The 16,534-nt window shown below is 68.5% G+C and carries 15 protein-coding genes and 1 pseudogene; 7 read left to right on the top strand and 9 right to left on the bottom strand.

The genetic code is table 11. From position 1 onward, the window contains the following. Positions 1-11: 11 nt before the first annotated feature. Genes JQX11_RS03770 through JQX11_RS03780 form a run of 3 tightly spaced genes read left to right on the top strand, consistent with a single transcriptional unit; the run spans position 12 to position 3,536 of the window. Positions 12-1,814, top strand: a complete 1,803-nt coding sequence (locus JQX11_RS03770; protein ID WP_204923518.1) for a dipeptide/oligopeptide/nickel ABC transporter permease/ATP-binding protein — start codon at positions 12-14, stop codon at positions 1,812-1,814. Next, positions 1,807-2,754: an oligopeptide/dipeptide ABC transporter ATP-binding protein gene (locus JQX11_RS03775; RefSeq protein WP_088643297.1), complete on the top strand. Its 948-nt coding sequence runs from the start codon at positions 1,807-1,809 to the stop codon at positions 2,752-2,754. The genes JQX11_RS03770 and JQX11_RS03775 overlap by 8 nt, the downstream gene beginning before the upstream one ends. After that, on the top strand, positions 2,751-3,536 hold the full coding sequence (locus JQX11_RS03780) for a class I SAM-dependent methyltransferase (protein WP_204923519.1): 786 nt from the start codon (positions 2,751-2,753) through the stop codon (positions 3,534-3,536). Before JQX11_RS03775 ends, JQX11_RS03780 begins: the two co-directional genes overlap by 4 nt. A 10-nt stretch (positions 3,537-3,546) precedes the next feature. Here the strand turns inward: JQX11_RS03780 and JQX11_RS03785 are convergent, their stop codons facing one another. From JQX11_RS03785 to JQX11_RS03800, 4 genes are read right to left on the bottom strand one after another with little or no spacing between them, the layout of a single operon-like run. Continuing rightward, on the bottom strand, positions 3,547-4,704 hold the full coding sequence (locus tag JQX11_RS03785; RefSeq protein WP_204923520.1) for an acyl-CoA dehydrogenase family protein: 1,158 nt from the start codon (positions 4,702-4,704) through the stop codon (positions 3,547-3,549). Then, positions 4,701-5,888 carry an MFS transporter gene (locus tag JQX11_RS03790; protein WP_204923521.1) on the bottom strand — a complete coding sequence of 396 codons (1,188 nt, stop codon included), beginning with the start codon at positions 5,886-5,888 and terminating at the stop codon, positions 4,701-4,703. The genes JQX11_RS03785 and JQX11_RS03790 overlap by 4 nt, the downstream gene beginning before the upstream one ends. Then, positions 5,885-6,628, bottom strand: a complete 744-nt coding sequence (locus tag JQX11_RS03795; RefSeq protein WP_204923522.1) for a class I SAM-dependent methyltransferase — start codon at positions 6,626-6,628, stop codon at positions 5,885-5,887. Before JQX11_RS03795 ends, JQX11_RS03790 begins: the two co-directional genes overlap by 4 nt. Next, the gene (locus JQX11_RS03800) at positions 6,625-7,662 is read right to left on the bottom strand and encodes an enolase C-terminal domain-like protein (protein ID WP_204923523.1); all 1,038 of its coding nucleotides are present in this window, start codon (positions 7,660-7,662) and stop codon (positions 6,625-6,627) included. Before JQX11_RS03800 ends, JQX11_RS03795 begins: the two co-directional genes overlap by 4 nt. A gap of 100 nt (positions 7,663-7,762) precedes the next feature. Between JQX11_RS03800 and JQX11_RS03805 the strand changes: the two genes are divergently transcribed. Beyond that, positions 7,763-8,500, top strand: coding sequence for a class I SAM-dependent methyltransferase (locus tag JQX11_RS03805; protein ID WP_204923524.1), 738 nt, complete (start codon positions 7,763-7,765; stop codon positions 8,498-8,500). Here the strand turns inward: JQX11_RS03805 and JQX11_RS03810 are convergent. After that, positions 8,497-9,720, bottom strand: coding sequence for an ATP-grasp domain-containing protein (locus JQX11_RS03810; RefSeq protein WP_204923525.1), 1,224 nt, complete (start codon positions 9,718-9,720; stop codon positions 8,497-8,499). The genes JQX11_RS03805 and JQX11_RS03810 overlap by 4 nt on opposite strands. A gap of 171 nt (positions 9,721-9,891) precedes the next feature. On the opposite strand from JQX11_RS03810, the gene JQX11_RS03815 reads away from it, so the two are divergent. Then, the gene (locus JQX11_RS03815; protein ID WP_145920741.1) at positions 9,892-10,932 is read left to right on the top strand and encodes a pyridoxal-phosphate dependent enzyme; all 1,041 of its coding nucleotides are present in this window, start codon (positions 9,892-9,894) and stop codon (positions 10,930-10,932) included. A gap of 301 nt (positions 10,933-11,233) precedes the next feature. On the opposite strand, the pseudogene JQX11_RS03820 reads toward JQX11_RS03815, so the two are convergent. From JQX11_RS03820 to JQX11_RS03830, 3 genes and pseudogenes are all read right to left on the bottom strand, one after another. Continuing rightward, positions 11,234-11,895 (bottom strand): annotated as a pseudogene (locus JQX11_RS03820) (transposase family protein); the annotation flags it as partial. A gap of 114 nt (positions 11,896-12,009) precedes the next feature. Beyond that, positions 12,010-12,729 carry a DUF8817 family protein gene (locus JQX11_RS03825; RefSeq protein ID WP_204923526.1) on the bottom strand — a complete coding sequence of 240 codons (720 nt, stop codon included), beginning with the start codon at positions 12,727-12,729 and terminating at the stop codon, positions 12,010-12,012. Between the two features lie 746 nt (positions 12,730-13,475). After that, positions 13,476-13,634, bottom strand: a complete 159-nt coding sequence (locus JQX11_RS03830; RefSeq protein ID WP_204923527.1) for an RICIN domain-containing protein — start codon at positions 13,632-13,634, stop codon at positions 13,476-13,478. A gap of 142 nt (positions 13,635-13,776) precedes the next feature. Between JQX11_RS03830 and JQX11_RS03835 the strand changes: the two genes are divergently transcribed. After that, the gene (locus tag JQX11_RS03835) at positions 13,777-14,244 is read left to right on the top strand and encodes a winged helix-turn-helix domain-containing protein (RefSeq protein ID WP_232377023.1); all 468 of its coding nucleotides are present in this window, start codon (positions 13,777-13,779) and stop codon (positions 14,242-14,244) included. A 20-nt stretch (positions 14,245-14,264) separates the two neighbouring features. After that, a complete protein-coding gene (locus tag JQX11_RS03840) occupies positions 14,265-14,828 on the top strand; it encodes a transposase (protein ID WP_204923620.1) in 564 nt (187 codons plus the stop codon). Here the strand turns inward: JQX11_RS03840 and JQX11_RS03845 are convergent. Beyond that, entirely contained in the window at positions 14,772-16,328 is a 1,557-nt protein-coding gene (locus tag JQX11_RS03845; RefSeq protein ID WP_204923529.1) for a CRISPR-associated endonuclease Cas3'', read from the bottom strand. The two genes, JQX11_RS03840 and JQX11_RS03845, sit on opposite strands and share 57 nt — an antisense overlap. Positions 16,329-16,534 lie beyond the last annotated feature (206 nt).

Raw genomic sequence — 16,534 nt, forward strand, 5'->3', positions numbered from 1 at the left:
GGCGTCGTACGGTGATCTGCGCACTGCCGTTGCTGGGTTTCGTCATAGCCGGGGCCCTGGCACCGGTCATCGCTCCGTACGACCCGATCGCCAACGATCTGATGGCCAGCCTGGCGCGGCCGTCGATGGAGCATCTGCTGGGCACCGACCAACTGGGCCGGGACCAGTTGTCCCGCCTGCTGTACGGTGCGCAGGCCTCACTGATACTGGCCGCGGCGGTGCTCGCGGTGTCCGTCACTGTCGGGGTGGTGATCGGTGCCGCCGGAGGCTTCCTCGGCGGCTGGCCGGATCGCGTGGCGTTGTGGTTGATGGACGTGACGCTGACGCTGCCCTCACTGATCGTCGCGCTGGCCATCCTGGGCGTGCGCGGTCACGGCAGCGCCAACCTCGTTCTGGCCCTGTCCCTGACCGGTTGGCCGCCATTTGCCCGGTTGGCGCGTGGGCGGTTCGTCAGTCTCCGCCGCAGCACCTACTTCGACGCGCTGCAGGTGCTCGGCGCGTCCCGGTTCCGGATCCTCTTTCAACATGCATTGCCCGCCCTGGCAGCACCAGTGCTCGTCTACGCGAGCATCGAGATCGGTTTCATCGTGCTGTCGCTGGCGTTCCTCAGCTTTCTCGGTCTCGGCATCCCGCCGCCCGAACCGGAGTGGGGGCAGATGCTCATCGACGCCCGCCCGTATCTGGACTCCGCCCTGTGGCTGGCGTTGCCACCCGGCCTGGCCATCGCCGCCGTCGTCCTCGCCAGCAACCTGCTGGCCGAGCAGTTCGCCACCGACAACCTGCCGCTGGTACGGCTCGGGATGCCGCGGCGGCGCGCCCGGATGAACGGCTCGACCGCCGGCCCGTACCGGGTCGAGGAACTCGCGGTCGCCTTCGCCGGACGAAAGGTGGTGGACGGTATCGACTACCGCGTAGCCCCTGGCAGAGCGTTGGCGATCGTCGGGGAGAGCGGGAGCGGCAAGACCTTGTCCACCCTCGCCCCGCTCGGGCTGATCGATGCCACCGCGCGGGTCAGCGGTCGCGCCGTCCTGGGCCAGGTCGACCTGCTCGGCGGCGGACCGGCGATCCAGGAGGCGGTGCGGGGGCGCCGGGTCGGTGTGGTGTTGCAGGACGCGCGGGGTGCGCTCAACCCGGTACGGACGGTGGGCGCGCTGCTCGACGACGCGGTGCGGCACGCTGGCGTCGTCCCGCGCGGCCGTGAGCGCGCCCGATCGCTCGAGCTGTTGAAGATGGTCGGTCTCCCGGAACCGGAGTCGCAGGTCTACGCCTACCCGCACACGCTGTCCGGTGGAATGTGCCAGCGGGTGATGATCGCCCTGGCCTTGGCCGGAGAGCCGGAGATCCTGATCGCCGACGAACCAACCTCGGCGTTGGACGTCACCACCCAGGCCCAGATCCATGCTCTGCTGGCGGATCTGCGCGAATCCATCGGGATGGGGCTGATCCTCATCAGCCACGACATCGCGGCGGCGGCCCGGATAGCCGACGACATCGCGGTCTGCTACGCCGGCCGCATCGTCGAGGTCGGGCCGGCAGCCGACGTCGTGAGCCGGCCCGACCATCCGTACACACGCGGCCTGCTCGACGCGGTGCCGTCACCCATGGCGGTGCCCGGAACCCGGTTCCGGACCCTTCCGCCCGCGGAGCCGGCCCGACGCGAGGTGGGTGCCTGCGCATTCACGCCGCGCTGCGCACATGCCACGAAGCGATGTCACGTCGAGGAACCGCCGCTGCAACCGGTGACGCCAGGGCACACCTCTGCCTGCTGGGTGCGTCCGACGGTGGCGCGGCCGATCGGGTACGACGGTGCTTGAGCTGACCGCAGTACGAGTGGCGTTCCCGATCGCCGGCAGGCTCGTGCCGGTGGTCCGCGACGTCGACCTGAGTGTCCGCCCCGGCGAACTGCTGGCGCTCGTGGGTGAGTCCGGTTGCGGCAAGTCGACAATCGCCCGGACCGTGGTGCGGCTCGAACGCCCGATCGCCGGCACGGTGTCTCTGGACGGCGCGGATGTCCACGCGCTGCGTGGTGACGCCCTCCGGGCGTACCGGCGGGCGGTACAGATGGTCTTTCAAGATCCGTTCCAATCGCTGAGTCCGCGGCAGACGGTCGCCCGTGCGCTCGCCGAACCACTGCACATCCACCGCATCGGCTCTCGGGCGGCACGCCGCCAGCGGGTGGCGGAACTACTCGAGCTGGTCGAGCTGGACCCGGGCCTCGCCGGGCGGCGGCCGCGTGAGCTCAGTGGAGGGCAGCGCCAACGCGTCGCGATCGCGCGCGCTCTCGCGGTACGGCCCCGGCTGCTGATCTGCGACGAACCGGTCACGGCCCTCGACGCGCCCGTGCAGGCCACCGTCCTCAACCTGATCCGGGATCTGGTGGACAGGCTCGGGCTCGGCTGCCTGTTCATCGCGCATGACCTCGCCGTGGTGCGCCAACTCGCCGACCGGGTGGCCGTCATGTACCGGGGCCGAATCGTCGAGAGCGCGCCCACGCTGCGCCTGATGGATGCCGCTCGGCACCCGTACACGCAGGCGTTGCTTGCGGCCGTCCCACGCCTCGACGCGGACCCTTCGCCGGCTCCTACGCTGCGCGGGGAGATGCCCGGCCCGCTCGCCAGCATCGACGGGTGTGCCTTCAACCCGCGTTGTCCGCAGGCGTTCGACCGGTGCGAAGCCGAACGCCCGCAAATGATCGTCGGGCCCCGTCCCGACGAGTCCGTCGCCTGTCACCGACAGAATCAGGAGCAAGCATGATCGACCAGACGATCGCGCAGGCCTCGTTCGCCGAGCTGCTGCGCCGCTGGGATGTCCAGCAGGACATCTACATCGAGCAACGCGAGCGGGTGTTCACCGTGATGTTCGACGTCCTGGAGCAGCTCTGCCCGCAGCCCGGCCTGACGGTGCTCGATCTCGCCTGCGGTCCCGGCGCCATCAGCGAACGCTTTCTCCGCCGCTTTCCCGAGGGCCGCGCGGTGGCGCTTGACACCGATCCGGTGCTGCTCGCCATCGGCGAGGGCGGGCTCGGCGACCAGGGCGGGCGGCTGCGTTGGGTCCGGGCTGACCTCCGTGATCCGTCGTGGGCGGAGCGGCTCGGCCCTGAATCCGGTGAGGGCTCGTTCGATGCCGTCCTGTCCAGCACGGCGCTGCACTGGCTCACGCCGCCCGCGCTGACGGCGGTCTACCGTACCGCGGCCGGGTTGCTCCGCCCGGGTGGCGTCCTGATCAACGCCGACTACCTACCACTACCTGCGGGCAGCCGCCTCCGGGCCGCCTGTGAGGCCATCGACCGGGGGCGCCAGCAGCATGCGATCGAGGCCGGCGCGGAGCCGTGGGAGGACTGGTGGGCGGCCGTCGAAGCACACCCGGCGCTGGCCGACGCCGTCGCCGAACGGCAGACGCTGTGGCCAGCAGGGGCCCGTGACTGGACGGGTGCCACGCTCGACTATCACCAGGCAGCTCTCGTGGAGGCCGGGCTGACCGAGGTCGGCGTGGTTTGGCAGGATCTCGAAGAGCGGGTCCTGGTCGCGATCCGCTGAGCAACGGATCTCAGCTGTACGCCGTGGTCGGTGGCGGGTTGCCGGTGAGCAGGTGCGTGCCGAGTTCCCGGGCCTTGTAGGTGACTGGATCATGGACGGTGAGCGTTCGGGCGTCACGCCAGAAGCGGTCCAGTCCGGATGAGCGTGTCGTGGCGCGACCCCCGGTGAGTTCGAAGATCCGGCTCGTTGCCTCCACCGCGAGGCGGGTGGCTACGACCTTCGCGGCCGAGACCGTCAGCGCGGTCCGGCCACGTTCGGCCGGGGTCAGGTCCAGGCCCCGCCGGTCGGCCTTGACGAGGGCGCGGGTCGCGTCGTCGGCCAGCAATCGCGCCGCGTGGAGGCTCGCGGCGAGTTCGCCGTATCCGGCGAGCACGTGTGGGTCGTCGACGGCCCTGGCCAGCCCGCTGGCTGGCCAGGGCCGGGACTGCTCCCGCGTGTAGCGGGCAGCCTCGTCCAGCGCTCCCTCGGTGATGCCGACGAGTATCTGGGTGAGCACTGTTTGGAAGGCGAGGGAGACGAGCGACAGTTGCTGCCATCTCGGGCTCGTCTCGTCCTCACCGGGCGGGAAGGTGCCCAGCACGTCGGCGGGGCCGGCCGTGACATCCCGCAGGACGATGCTGCCGCTGGCCGTCAGGCGCTGGCCCAGGTTGTCCCAGTCCGGTGGATGCGAGAGCCCGTCCGCGTCACCGGGTACCACTACCACGATGCGGGACTCCTGGTCGTCGCGAATCGCGCCGACCAGGATCCGGTCAGCGATGGCACATCCGGTGGCGAACGCGCCCCGGCCGGAGACCGTGAACGTGTCTGCGGTCGTGGTCGCCACGATGGTGTCGCGGGGGTTGCTGACGGAGGCCACGAAGAGCCCTTCGGCTCTGACGTCTTGTCGCAGTCGGCGGGCCAGGTCGGCGTTGTCGTACAGGCGGGCGCGCCACAGGTGTGTGTAGTGGTAGCCGAGGAGGTGTCCGATCGAGGCGTCGGACGCCGCGATGATGCGGGTGACGAGGTGCGTGGTCTCGAGGTCGTCGGGATCGGCCGCGAGCAGTCCGCTGCCGCGTAGCAGTTGGATCTCGGCCCGCGGCGGTCGGTTGGCGCGCTCGCGCGCGACCACGTCTTCGTGCAGGCGCCCCGCGACGGCGCGGGCCGCGGCGACTGCGTCGGCCGGGGTCATCGGGGACCCACCGGTGCGGGCGCGGGGTGCCGGAGCCGTCGGTGCACCAGTACGACCAGGATCGGCAGCAGCACACACTGGGCGGCCACGGCCAGCCATAGCCCGGGCAGGTGTCCGGCGGTCTCGAACGCCTGGTAGACGACGCCGCCGACGACACCGCTGAGGAGCGCGCCGACGCCTTCGGCGAGACGCTGGTGCCCGAAGACCACCGCCGCCGAGCGGGGGGTGCCGGCGAGCGCCTCGAGGACGTTCTTGAGAAAGAGTATCGAGTTGCCCACGCCGAGGGCGACGATGCCGGCGGCGATCGTGAGTTCGTGCCCGCCGGCGAACGCGGACATGCCGATGGCCAGGCCACCGAACCCGATCGTCATCGCCTGGGTGTACCGCATCTGTTCGACCCGCCCTGCCAAGAGTGGTTGCAGCACGACCAGCAGCAGCGAATAGCCCATCATGGCCGATCCGTAGAACACCGTGGGCACCCTTCCTTCCGCATAGGACGCGAGATATTGGTAGAAGTAGAGGTGGAGGTAGATGGTCAGGGCAGTCACCGTGAACGGCAGGACCGCCAGCCCGCTCAGGGCACGGTGCAGCGGCTCGACGGCCCGGGTGTGGCCACGCGACTCCTGCGGCAGGAGCGCGTGCCCGACCGTCAGCGCGGCATGCAGGGTGGCCGCGGCGGCGAACATCACCCCCGGGTCGTTGATGAACAGCGCGCCTACCACCGGACCGAGGGCGATCCCGGCGTTGCCGGTGGCGTAGCTCGCCGACACCAGCCGTGGCTGCTCGTCCGGGTCCGCGCCGTGCACCGTGTAGGCGCGGACCGCGGGCGAGTACAGCGCGGTGGCCGCCGACCGGATCATCAGCGCCAGGACTGTCACCGGCGGCCATACCTCGCCAGCGAGCAGTCCCAGCGAACCGAGCGTCTGCAGCGCCATCGCCAGCAGCAGCGAACGCCGCAGGCCGAGGTGCTCCGCCAGCACCGCGCCCGGCGCTCCGCCGGCGAACTGCACGAATGCCGTCAGCCCCAGGACGACGCCGACCTGATCCATGCTGAGGTCCATGCGCTGCCGCAGCAGGATCGCCAGGTACGGGTAGACGGAGAAGCCGATCAGGTTGACGAGCAGCCCGCTGCCGAGCAGGGCGATCCGCACCCCGGTGAACGAGCCGAGTGCGGCGGGTCTCACCCGCTTCCCTTGCTGCCCCGGATGATCAGGCGGGTCGCGTTGGCGTCGTAGGGGCCGCCGTCCAGATTGCCGAAGCACTCGATCTTCCCGAATCCTGCCTCCGCGAACATGGCGCGCAGTTCGGCGGCGCTGTAGACGTAGCAGGTGAGGGAGGTGTGCGCGGCTGTGTCGCCCCGCACCAGCGTCCAGTCGGTTCGGTAGCGGGTCCAGTCGTCCAGAATCGTGTCGCGCATCACCACCATGCCGCCGGGCACGTCGACGATCTTCGGTGGTCCGACCCACGACGCGTAGGTCTCCTTGCTCAGCAGATCGACGAGCAACTGTCCTCCTGGAGCGAGGGACCGGTGGGCGTTGTGCAGCACCCGCATGTTGTCCTCGTGGTCGTCGAAGTAGCCGAAGGAGGTGTACATGTTCACCACGACGTCGTACGCCTCCGGCGCCCCGTACTCGCGAACGTCCGCTCGTACGAGAGAGGCCGTCGCGCCGGCGTCGGCGCACGCGGCCGCCGCGCGTTCGAGCAACTCGGGGTGCAGGTCCACGCCGGTCACCTGGTAGCCACGGCGAGCCAGTGGCGCGGTGAAGAACCCCGTGCCGCAGCACTGGTCGAGCACGCGGCTTGCGGGAGCGAACGCGAGCAGGGGTGAGGTGGCGACCGCATCGGCGGCGGCCCGCGCACGCTCGGGGGTGAAGAGCACCTCCGAGAAACCGGACCACAGGTTCATGTCCTCGTACCAGTTCACTGTCGACTCCGTTTCTGGCTGGCCGCGGGCGCCACCCCGAGCCCGGGTCCGTCGCCCAGGACGATCCACCCGCCCTCGAGTCCGAGCCCGCGGAAGGGTTGATCGCGGAGGTAGAGGTGGCCGTCGAGGTCGATGTGGTCGGCCAGCGGGGCGAGCAGCGCGGCCTGGCTGATGGCGAGTTCCGACTCGCACATGCAGCTGAGCAGCACCGTGAGCCCGGCCTGCCGGGCGGCTGCCATGACCCGCCGTGCGGCGCGGACGCCGCCCGCCTTGCACAGCTTGACGACGATGCCGTCGGAGTGTTTCCGGGCGGCGTGGACGCTGGCCACGTCGGTGCATCCTTCGTCCAGGACGATCGGGAGCCGGTCGGGAAGCTCTCGGTATCGGACGTAGTCATCGATGCGGCTTCGTGGGAAGGGCTGCTCGACGAGGTGGACGCCAAGCGCGCGCAGACGTGGCGTGAGGGCGCGCGCGGTGCTGAGATCCCATGCCTCGTTCGCGTCGATCCGGATCGGCAGCGGTGTCACCTGCCGGATGGCGTCGAGGACATCGATGTCGTCGGGGCCACCGACCTTCACCTTGAACGCACCCACCTGCGGTGCGTTGCGGACCGCAGTAGCGGCCTCGGCCGGACTCGCGATCCCGATCGTGTACACCGTCGGCCCGATCCGGCGGGGCGCGGCGAGGATCTGCCAGGTCGGCCGTCGGCCGACCTTGCCGATCCAGTCGTGCAGCGCGCCGTCCAAGGCCATCCGGGCGCCTGCCGGCGCGTCCCAGGCGTCGACACGTTCGAGCGCCGCCTGCGGGTCGGTCAGGTCGGGACCGAGCAGGGCAGAGCCGTCGGCCTCGATGGCCCGTGCGACATCGTCCGCGGTGACCCCGTCGTACTCGATCGGCGTGCCCTCACCGTAGGCAACGATGCCGGCATGGGTGACGGTGACCATGCAGGTGTCCACGGCGTCGATCTCACCGCGGGAGCTCCGCACGGTCTCGGTCAGCCGCAGCGAAACACGCTCGACGGACAGGCTCAGCATGACATGCCTCTCTCCGATCGTTCGACGCGCCGGAACCGTTCGGGAACCGGCAACGACATATACAAGGAGGTAGATCTGACCGGTGGCGAAGGGAACGGCGATGGAGTGGTTCGAAGACGAGTCGATGTGGACCGATTTCTCTGCGGTGTTCTTCGCGCCCGAACGTGCCGCGCAGGCCGAGACGAGAGTCGCCTCGTCGCCGCTGCTGCGGCTGTCGCCCGGCACCAGGGTGCTCGACCTGGGATGCGGGCCGGGCACGTACACGATCCCGCTGGCCCGCCGCGGTGCCCAGGTGGCCGGGGTGGACCTGAGCGCAGCGCTGCTCGATCGGGCCGCGACGGCGGCGGTCGAGGCCGGGGTCGACGTGCGGCTGCTGCGGGCGGACATGCGCCAGTTCGTCGAGGCCGGCCAGTTCGACCTGGTGATCAGCATGTACACGTCGTTCGGCCTGTTCGACGACCACGACGAGAACATGCAGGTGCTGCGCAACGCGCTCACCAGCCTCACACCCGGCGGCCGGCTCCTCATCGACCTGTACGGCAAGGAGGTCGCGGCCCGAGACGGGGCCGCGCCGATCATTTCCGACGTCGATGGAGGCACGCTGATCGTGCGCGGCACCGTGCTGGATGACTGGACCCGTTTCCGGGACGACTTCTACCTCGTCCGCGGCGGCCGGGCCCGGCAGGCTTCCATCACGCATCACCTCTACAGTGCCGCCGAGCTCAAGCGGATGCTCACCGCGGCGGGCTTCACCGGCGTCGAGTGTTTCGGCGGATTCGATGCCGAGCCCTTCGACAACCACGCCCGACGGCTCATCGTGCGCGGCACCCGGCCTTAGCACGCGGGGCGGGTCTCGACACGCACGGCACCCGCCGCGGCCACGGCGCGGTGCGTGGCGATCTCCGCGGTCGGCCCCTCGGCCAACAGGATCCCCACGTAGCCGCGCCCGTCGTTGAGGTGCTCGATGGAGGCACCGATCGCCCTGGTCGGGTACCACTCGGGCCGACCGGGATAGCGGGCGATGTCGTCGAGGCCGTGCACGGCGACGAGGTCGCCGGACCTGTCCGGATACGCCAGTACGAACGCCACAGCCGGTCCACCGCCCAACGGCATGTCGAGCAGCCGCGGGCGGCGGCCCAGCGCGAGGTCGATCATTCCCCCGTAGACATTCACATCCAGGGCCCGGCACATCGACTCGCCCACGAGCGCACCGCCGATCCGCGGATTCACCTCGATCAGGCGCGGCCCGTCGGCGGTCATGGCCAGCTCGACATGGGCGAACCGGTCGGTGTAGCCGAGGACCGCCAGCACGTCACCGAGCCAATCCTCGACCGCCCGGAACTCGTCGGGCGGCAACGCCACCGGAAACGCGGTCACGTCCTCCCGGAACCAGGGCTGCGGCGACATAAGGCGGCTCGACATCCCCAGCATGCGAGTGCGACCGGCCCAGGTCACAGTCTCGGCGCTGTAGACCGGACCGGCGAGGAACGGCTCCGCGAACAACCGCCCGAACAGCGTCGCGCCCGCAGCCTGCCGTTGCAGGCGGGCGAAGTCGTCGGCGTCGCGGACGAGCCACACGTTCCGGCTGCTGGTACCGGCTGTGTCCTTGACAACGGCCGGCAGGCCGACGGCTGCCGCCAGTTCGTCGAGCGACAGTGAGGCCACGTCGTCCACGGCGAACGCCGGGAACGGGCTCAGCCTACTGCCGTGGAGCAGGTCCCGGACGCGTGACTTGTCGCGCGCCAGCCGGATGACCGCCGGGTCGATACCCGGTAGACCGAGCTCGACGGCGAGCTCGGCACCGGTCACGCCCCACGTGTCGGTAGAACTGATCAGACCCCGGAGGTCCTCGATCGCGCGCAGCGCCTGGGAGACCGCCTCACGATCGTTCGTGTCCACGGCAACGACCTGGATCGCCTCGGGCGGCAGCTTCGCGAGTTCATGCAGGTACAACTCCTCGACACCGGTCAGCAGCACGATCCGCTCGCCGGCAGCCCGGGCGGCACGTACGAGGTGGGCGAGCCCGAAGGAGAGCATCTCGAGGCAGGCAATCGTCACGGTGTATATGTCGTCGCGCCGGCCCGAAGAGTTCCCGACCTATTGCATCGACTACGGCGGAACTAATGCGGCCGTCGGCGCGACTTACCATCCGACACAGACATGCGTCGGCTTCAATGCGTTTGGAGTGTCTCCGCCATCCACCGGCTTCAACCCCAGGGACGACCGCCGATGTCACTGCCGAACCCGCCCGACGTGCCAACGACCGTCCACAGCCACATCACCGACGCGATCCGGGCTCCCAGCCTGATCAGACTGTCGGACAACGTCGTGCTGCTACGGTTCGAGACCTTGAAGATCTACGCCGCGCTCGGCGCCGTCCGGGCCCTGCTCGCCGACGGCACGATACGGCCCGGCGATACCCTCGTCGACAGCTCGAGCGGCATCTACGCATTGGCACTGGCGATGGTCTGCCACCGCTACGACCTGCGGTGCCACATCATCGCCTCCACCACGGTCACACCTACCATCCGGGCCCAACTGGAGATCCTCGGTGCCACCGTCGACCAGATGCCGGCCGAGCACGATCTGCGGCTCGACCAGAACCGGCGAGTCGAGCGGGTACGCCAACTGCTGCGCGCCAATCCCGGCATGCACTGGATGCGCCAGTACCACGACCCGGTCCATTATCTCGGCTACGCCGAACTCGCCGACCTGGTGCGCGCCGCGCTGCCGGACACGCGCCTTGCCGTGGTGTCCAGCGTCGGCACCGGCGCGTCCAGCGGGGGGCTGATCCAGCCGCTGCGAGCACACGACCCGGCAACCCCGCTCGTCGGCATCCAGCCGTTTGGCAGCGTGAGCTTCGGCAGCGAACGGTTCCAGGACCCCGAAGCCATCATCGCCGGCATCGGCAGCGCCATCCCGTTCGACAACGTCCGGCACAACCTCTATGACCAGATTCACTGGCTGACATTCCGATACGCCATGGCCGGCGCGATCGGCCTGATGCGCGACCACGCGGTCTTCGCAGGCCTGTCCACCGGCGCCGCCTACCTCGCGGCGGCCTGGACGGCACGACGGGACCCCGGTCGCACCCACCTCGTCGTGGGGGCAGACACCGGGCATCGCTATGTCGAACGGGTCTTCGCCCGCTACCGCGAGGCCCTGGACCCCGACACGCTCAAACCCATGGAGATCGACTCGCTCGACGGACTCGCGCCGCCCTGGTCGGTCATGCACTGGAGGCGCCACCCGAGAGCTCAAGATTCCTGAACCGCATGGCTGGAGCCAGGTGCCCACGGCAACGATGTCAACGCGCGCGGACGGATCGAGGGTTGCCGGGAACTTCTGTGGTGTGGTGGCCCACCACACGGAACCGCCGCCTGCACCGTTCCCGGGCGTGAGTTGGGAGAGTGGGGTGCCCTCGTCACCCCCGCATCCGCAGGGAGCAGTCGCCGGTACGCCGTGCTGTACGTAGCGAAAATGGACCCCCACCTGCGTGAGGACAGATGCCTTGCTCGCCAAAGGATGTCTCGAAATTCGGTGAAGGTGTTGCCCGGCACCGGTGTTGGTGTCAGCCGGCGAGGATGATGTTGTGGAGGTGGGCGATGCCGGAAGCGGTGTCGGCAAATGTTCGGGCGGCTCGGCGGTAGTCCCGCAGGATCTTGAAGGTCTTCATGCGGGCCAGGGCGTGTTCGATCTGGGCACGGATGGTGCGGTGTTGCTTGTTCAGGTCCGCTTTCCACTGGGGTTCGCTGCCGTCGGTGGGTTTGCGGTCGGGATGATCACCTCGGGGTTGCCGCGGTAGGCGCGGTCGGCCATGACTGGCCTCCCGGTGAGTTTCTGGGTGATGCCGGAGGTGCGGTAGACGATGGTGTCGTTGCGGTTGCCGGGTTGTGGATCGTCGAGGGCGACGACGAGGCGGGTGTGGGCGTCGATGGCGACCTGCAGGTTCGTGCTGTAGCGGTAGTTCTTGCTCGGGGCGGCCAGGCGGTGGTCCCGGGTGGGGATGAGGGTGCCGTCGACGATGGTGATCTGGTCGATGCGCTGTCGGCGTGCTGGGGTGAGGGCGAGCAGGGGGCCGAGGGTGTCGATGACCCGGTGCGCGGCGGAGTGCGACACCCCGAACAGTGGGCCGATCTGCCGCATCGTCAGGTTCGTGCGTCAGTACGCGGCGACCAGCAACACCCGATCGGCGAGGTCGAGCGACCACTGCCGGCCCGGCCGACCATCAGCGCATGATCGAGTGCACGCTCATGCCGCCGACCGCGTGCCACGGGCGGTGGCTGCTCCCGAGGTCACCCGGCGTCCGGGACGTTGCCGAGATGGCGGAGGCGTTCGTCTGGTGAGTTACCGCAGTGCTGCTGCGAGGTCGGCGGCGTTGTCGAACGCGGCGGCTGCCCTTTCGGATTCGTCTTCCGTGAGCGTGACGGACGTGGCGCGGGTCAGCATCTCGGCCGCAGTCTTTGGATCGTGCAGCACCATCGCGAGTTCGGCGCGGTAGACCAGGACCTCTACCTGCTCGACCGGGTCGTCGTCGGCTTGCGGGCGGGTCAACGCGCTGTCGAGGATCCGAGCGGCCTGTCCCACGCTTCCTCGGGAATCGGCCTGCACGACGGCATTCGCCAGAGCCTTGGCCAGCCGCCCGGCAGGCGTGGCGGCCGGCATCGGCGCGGTGGCGGCGTCCCGAAAGATGCGGATCCAGTTACCGCCCGGATCGATGACGCTGAACCCACCCCACCCGTCGGCGTTCTTCCGCGCCCTGGGCCGGGTCATCCGCGGTGTTCCGGACACCAGGACCTTGCCGTACGCGGCGCGCATGCCAGCGGCGAACGCCCGGTGTAGTCCCTCGATGTCCGCGGTGAGTACGAGACATGAGCCGTAGGACTGCTCCGGGTCAAATCCGGCGATCTCGAAGAACTGCAGATGCAGGTCTTCCCGCTGCACCCCCATGCACGCGTTGGGCTTGCGCTGCTTATACGTGGTACGGAAACCGAGAACTCCGTAGAAGGCTTCGATGTCATCAATGGACGCGCAGGGCAGCAGGGGAACGGTCCGCTCGTTGGCCATGCCTCCTTCCTAGACGTCGCAGGGTGTCCGTCGCCCATGGAAATAGCCGATCATCGCCGCCGGCCATCCGATCGGCCGATGATCCAGAACGCAACGTCGCCACTCTCCCGAGCCATCGGGGGTGCCTTCCGTCCGGCCCATACGGCTCGCCATGATCAGGCACCCGGTTCTGCCGCTGACGGCTCGGTCGAGTCATGCAGTTGCACGCTCACCCCAGTCGGTGTCGGCGGTACCGCAGGCCGGGACCGCTCTCCTCGATCCCGTTCTCGTCCATCGCGTTGTAGATCGTCAGCCGGCCGCTTGCAAATCGCAGGCCCAACGCCACGGCACCGTACGCCAAATCGCCCCCGGCCCACTCCAGAAGCTCCACCGCCTCAAGCCGCTGCCCGTGCCGGGCAACCAACGGTGCGGGAGCATCGCAGCGCCGAAAGGTGGTCGGTCGTGGTGGCGATGAGTAGGTAGGCCGACTTGAGGGCGGCGGCGGTGGCCGGATCACGGCCGGACCTCATGGGTATGCACTCGGCCCGCGCCGTGATCTACGGCGCGGCGTTCTGTTCTCGCATCCCGACGCCAGTGACAAATGCAGCAAATACTGGTTATGACACGTCGTGTCGTGCTGTGCACAGCGATGACACGACGCGCCATGACTGATGGAGGAGAACATGACGTGCGGACGGTCTGCCAGAACGGGCGAGCGGCGGTCACCTAGTCGCCGGCAACGTGTCTTGAGCTGGTGCCGAGTATGCTCAGTAGACGATCTGCCATGCCGTGGCAGCACCGCGCCAGCAGTCCCACATCCCGACGTAGGCGCCGTCCCCCGGCCAACTGTCGCGGATCTCCAGACACTTGGCGTTCAGCCGGTTGCGCACTTCTTGCCCAACCGGAACGGGCAGGAAGTCGCCCATATACCACCGCTGATTGACGCCTGGCCAGCAGTCCCATTCCCCGACATACAGATCTTGAATGGTCAGGTTCGTCCGATGTGGTCTGTGTGGCGACGTTGGGTTGGGGTAGTTCGATGGGATGAGGTATCCCGATGGAGGTGGGTTGTCCGCGCGGGGGCGGGCGAAGCGTGAGGTGGTACGGCGGCAGGCGGCGGGGTGGTTCGCCGAGGGTGTGTCGGTGTCGGAGATCGCGCGGAGGCTGCGGGTGTCGCAGACCGCGGTGTACGGGTGGCGTAAGCGGTGGCGGGCTGGTGGTGAACAGGCTCTGGCGTCGAAAGGGCCTGGCGGGTCGCGGTGTCGGCTGGACGAGGGCCGGCTGCGGCGGCTGGCTGACGCCCTGGACGAGGGGCCGGCGGCGCACGGGTTCGGTAGTGATCAGCGGTGGACCCTGGCCCGGGTGTCGGACCTGATCGCCCGGAAGTTCCACACCCGGTACACGTTGCGCGGGACGGCGAACATCATGTACCGGTTGGGTTGGTCGGTGCAGGTCCCCGCGCATCGGGCGGTCGAGCGTGACGAGGCCGCGATCATCACGTGGCGGCGGGAGACGTGGCCGGCGGGTAAACGGTAGCGGCGCAGCGGCAGGCGTGGCTGGTCTTCGAGGACGAGGCCGGTCAGACGCTGCGCCCACCGAAGGCCCGCACCTGGGGACGACGCGGACACACCCCCGTGGTGCCGGTGTCGGGCAAGGGCTCCGGCCGGGTCTCGATCGCCGGGCTGACCTGCTACCGGCCCGGGCAGCGGTCCCGGTTCATCTACCGCACGATCGTGCACCGCCGCCGCAAGAACGAACGGCGCAGCTTCAGCGAACGCGACTACATCGCCCTCCTCGACGCCGCCCACCAACAACTCGACGGCCCGATCTTGCTGATCTGGGACAACCTCAACACCCACGTCAGCGCCGCCATGCGGCAGATGATCGACGCCCTGGACTGGCTGACCGTCATCCGACTACCCGCCTACGCCCCGGACCTGAACCCCACCGAGGCCGTGTGGTCCCACCTCAAACGCAGCACCGGCAACCTCGCCGTCACCGGCGTCGACCACCTCCAGGCGATCATCAAACACCGACTCAAGAGCATCCAGCACCGCACCGACCTACTCGACGGCTTCCTCGCCCACACCGGACTGACACTCGAACCCGACACAACCTGACCATTCAAGATCTGTAACCACCTCGCGAGCATGGAGAAAAGCGGTTCTCGCGTCGCGCACCGTGTTGACCACCATCAGCGCCTGCTGGTGCGTGACGGCTTCCTTCACCATGTCCACCAAGGTCGGTTTGGGATCAAGCCGCCAGCGGTACTGCACTCGCTGGCACTCGGCGAAGAAAGACTCTGGGTCAGGCAGAATCTCGTGGACTTCCAGCGTTTTGAGCGGACCGAGGGCACGAACAGCCGGCTGTGTGGCCGATGACAGCACTACCGTCACCCCAAACCGCTGCGTCAAGATCCGTAGCGCGTCAGCGACCTGCGGCAACAGGTGATGCGGCAACGCCTGCACCTCGTCGAGAACCAGTACCGAGTCGGCGATCCGATGCAGCCTACGCATGCGAGATTGGGTCCGACCGAACAGCGACTCGAACAGCTGCACTGTGGTGGTGACGACGAACGGCGCGTCCCAGTTCTCCGACGCGAGACGCCGCCACGAGTGGTGCTCACTGGTTGGATCCGTATCGCTGACCTCGACATGACTGTGGTGTTCTAGGACCACCCGCTCGGCGTCCGGGTCATCGGGGTCGAGCAGATCCCTATAGACGGCGGCGTTCTGCTCGGTGATCGTGATGAAGGGGACCGCCACGATGACCCGTCGTTTACCGTGCGACGCCGCGTGCTGCAGGGCGAAGCCCGCAGCAGCGATGGTCTTCGCGGTCCCGGTCGGAGCGGTCAACCGGAAGATGCCAGGCTTCCGGGAAGCGGCAGCCATCGCCGCGTCGAACAGACGTTGCCGGTGACTGTCCATCGCACCGGGTTCCCGCTGCCGAAGAAAGTCAGCGCGACGAGTGAGGAAGCGATCAAGCAGCACCGGAGCATCCAGGTCAGAGCCGACTCTCGGCTGGCCGCCCTCCACATGAGCCTTGGTGTCGAGCACATCGGCATCCACCAAGCAGGAGAACAGGAACCGCAGGAGGAACTCCCGCGTCAGCCGTTCCGCACTCTCCTCGAACTCGACGGGCAGGGCCGGGACCTGGGGGAACATCTCAGGAAGCGCCACCCGGAGGCGCTTCTCCGCATCCGCCCAGGGGCCGGACCGCAGGCGCTCCTCGGCCGCAGCATCCTCACCAAAGAGACCATCGACCTGCCCCCGGTTGGTCAAACCACCGTGATGCCCAGCAACAGCAAACTCCACCGGGAGAAGCCCGTGTCGACGGGCCAACTGCACCCCGAATGATTTGTGATCGAGACCCACACGACCATTCGTCGGCTCGACAAGCAGCAACTTGTCCTGCCACGCCTGCCAACACTTGCCGCCGTCATGGACCAGACCCGTCCACCACGCCAACTCACCGAGCCCGAACGGTGATGCGAACAACCTCGCCAACTTCGCCGTACCGAGCAAATGATCTTCGATCCGGTGGCGGACTCCGAAGCGGTTCTTGCTGTGCGCCCACACCCGGCGGCTCCTGACCTCGATGAGATCGGCATACCACCACACCGGTACGACAAGAACCGCCCCACCTCGCCGAACTGTAAAATGCCCGACAGTAGGACGATCAGCATTCAGTGAGACCTATCGAAGTCAGGGCACAGCCGGGGTTGAGCTACTTGAACAAAGTGAGGCCCACGCAGGCAATGTGATCCTGCCGGCGAATCCGTCAGTCTCCCAGCTCGGGCAACTACTCCCCACTCGTAAAGGGACGC

This window comes from Micromonospora humida, from assembly GCF_016901255.1.
Classification (GTDB): Bacteria; Actinomycetota; Actinomycetes; order Mycobacteriales; family Micromonosporaceae; genus Micromonospora; species Micromonospora wenchangensis.

Bases quoted from the DNA above. Each gene is read 5' to 3' on its own strand.
- JQX11_RS03780 (WP_204923519.1), top strand. From the start codon at position 2,751: ATGATCGACCAGACGATCGCGCAGGCCTCGTTCGCCGAGCTGCTGCGC.
- JQX11_RS03785 (WP_204923520.1), bottom strand. From the start codon at position 4,704: ATGACCCCGGCCGACGCAGTCGCCGCGGCCCGCGCCGTCGCGGGGCGC.
- JQX11_RS03800 (WP_204923523.1), bottom strand. From the start codon at position 7,662: ATGCTGAGCCTGTCCGTCGAGCGTGTTTCGCTGCGGCTGACCGAGACC.
- JQX11_RS03805 (WP_204923524.1), top strand. From the start codon at position 7,763: ATGGAGTGGTTCGAAGACGAGTCGATGTGGACCGATTTCTCTGCGGTG.
- JQX11_RS03815 (WP_145920741.1), top strand. From the start codon at position 9,892: ATGTCACTGCCGAACCCGCCCGACGTGCCAACGACCGTCCACAGCCAC.
- JQX11_RS03825 (WP_204923526.1), bottom strand. From the start codon at position 12,729: ATGGCCAACGAGCGGACCGTTCCCCTGCTGCCCTGCGCGTCCATTGAT.
- JQX11_RS03830 (WP_204923527.1), bottom strand. From the start codon at position 13,634: ATGGGCGACTTCCTGCCCGTTCCGGTTGGGCAAGAAGTGCGCAACCGG.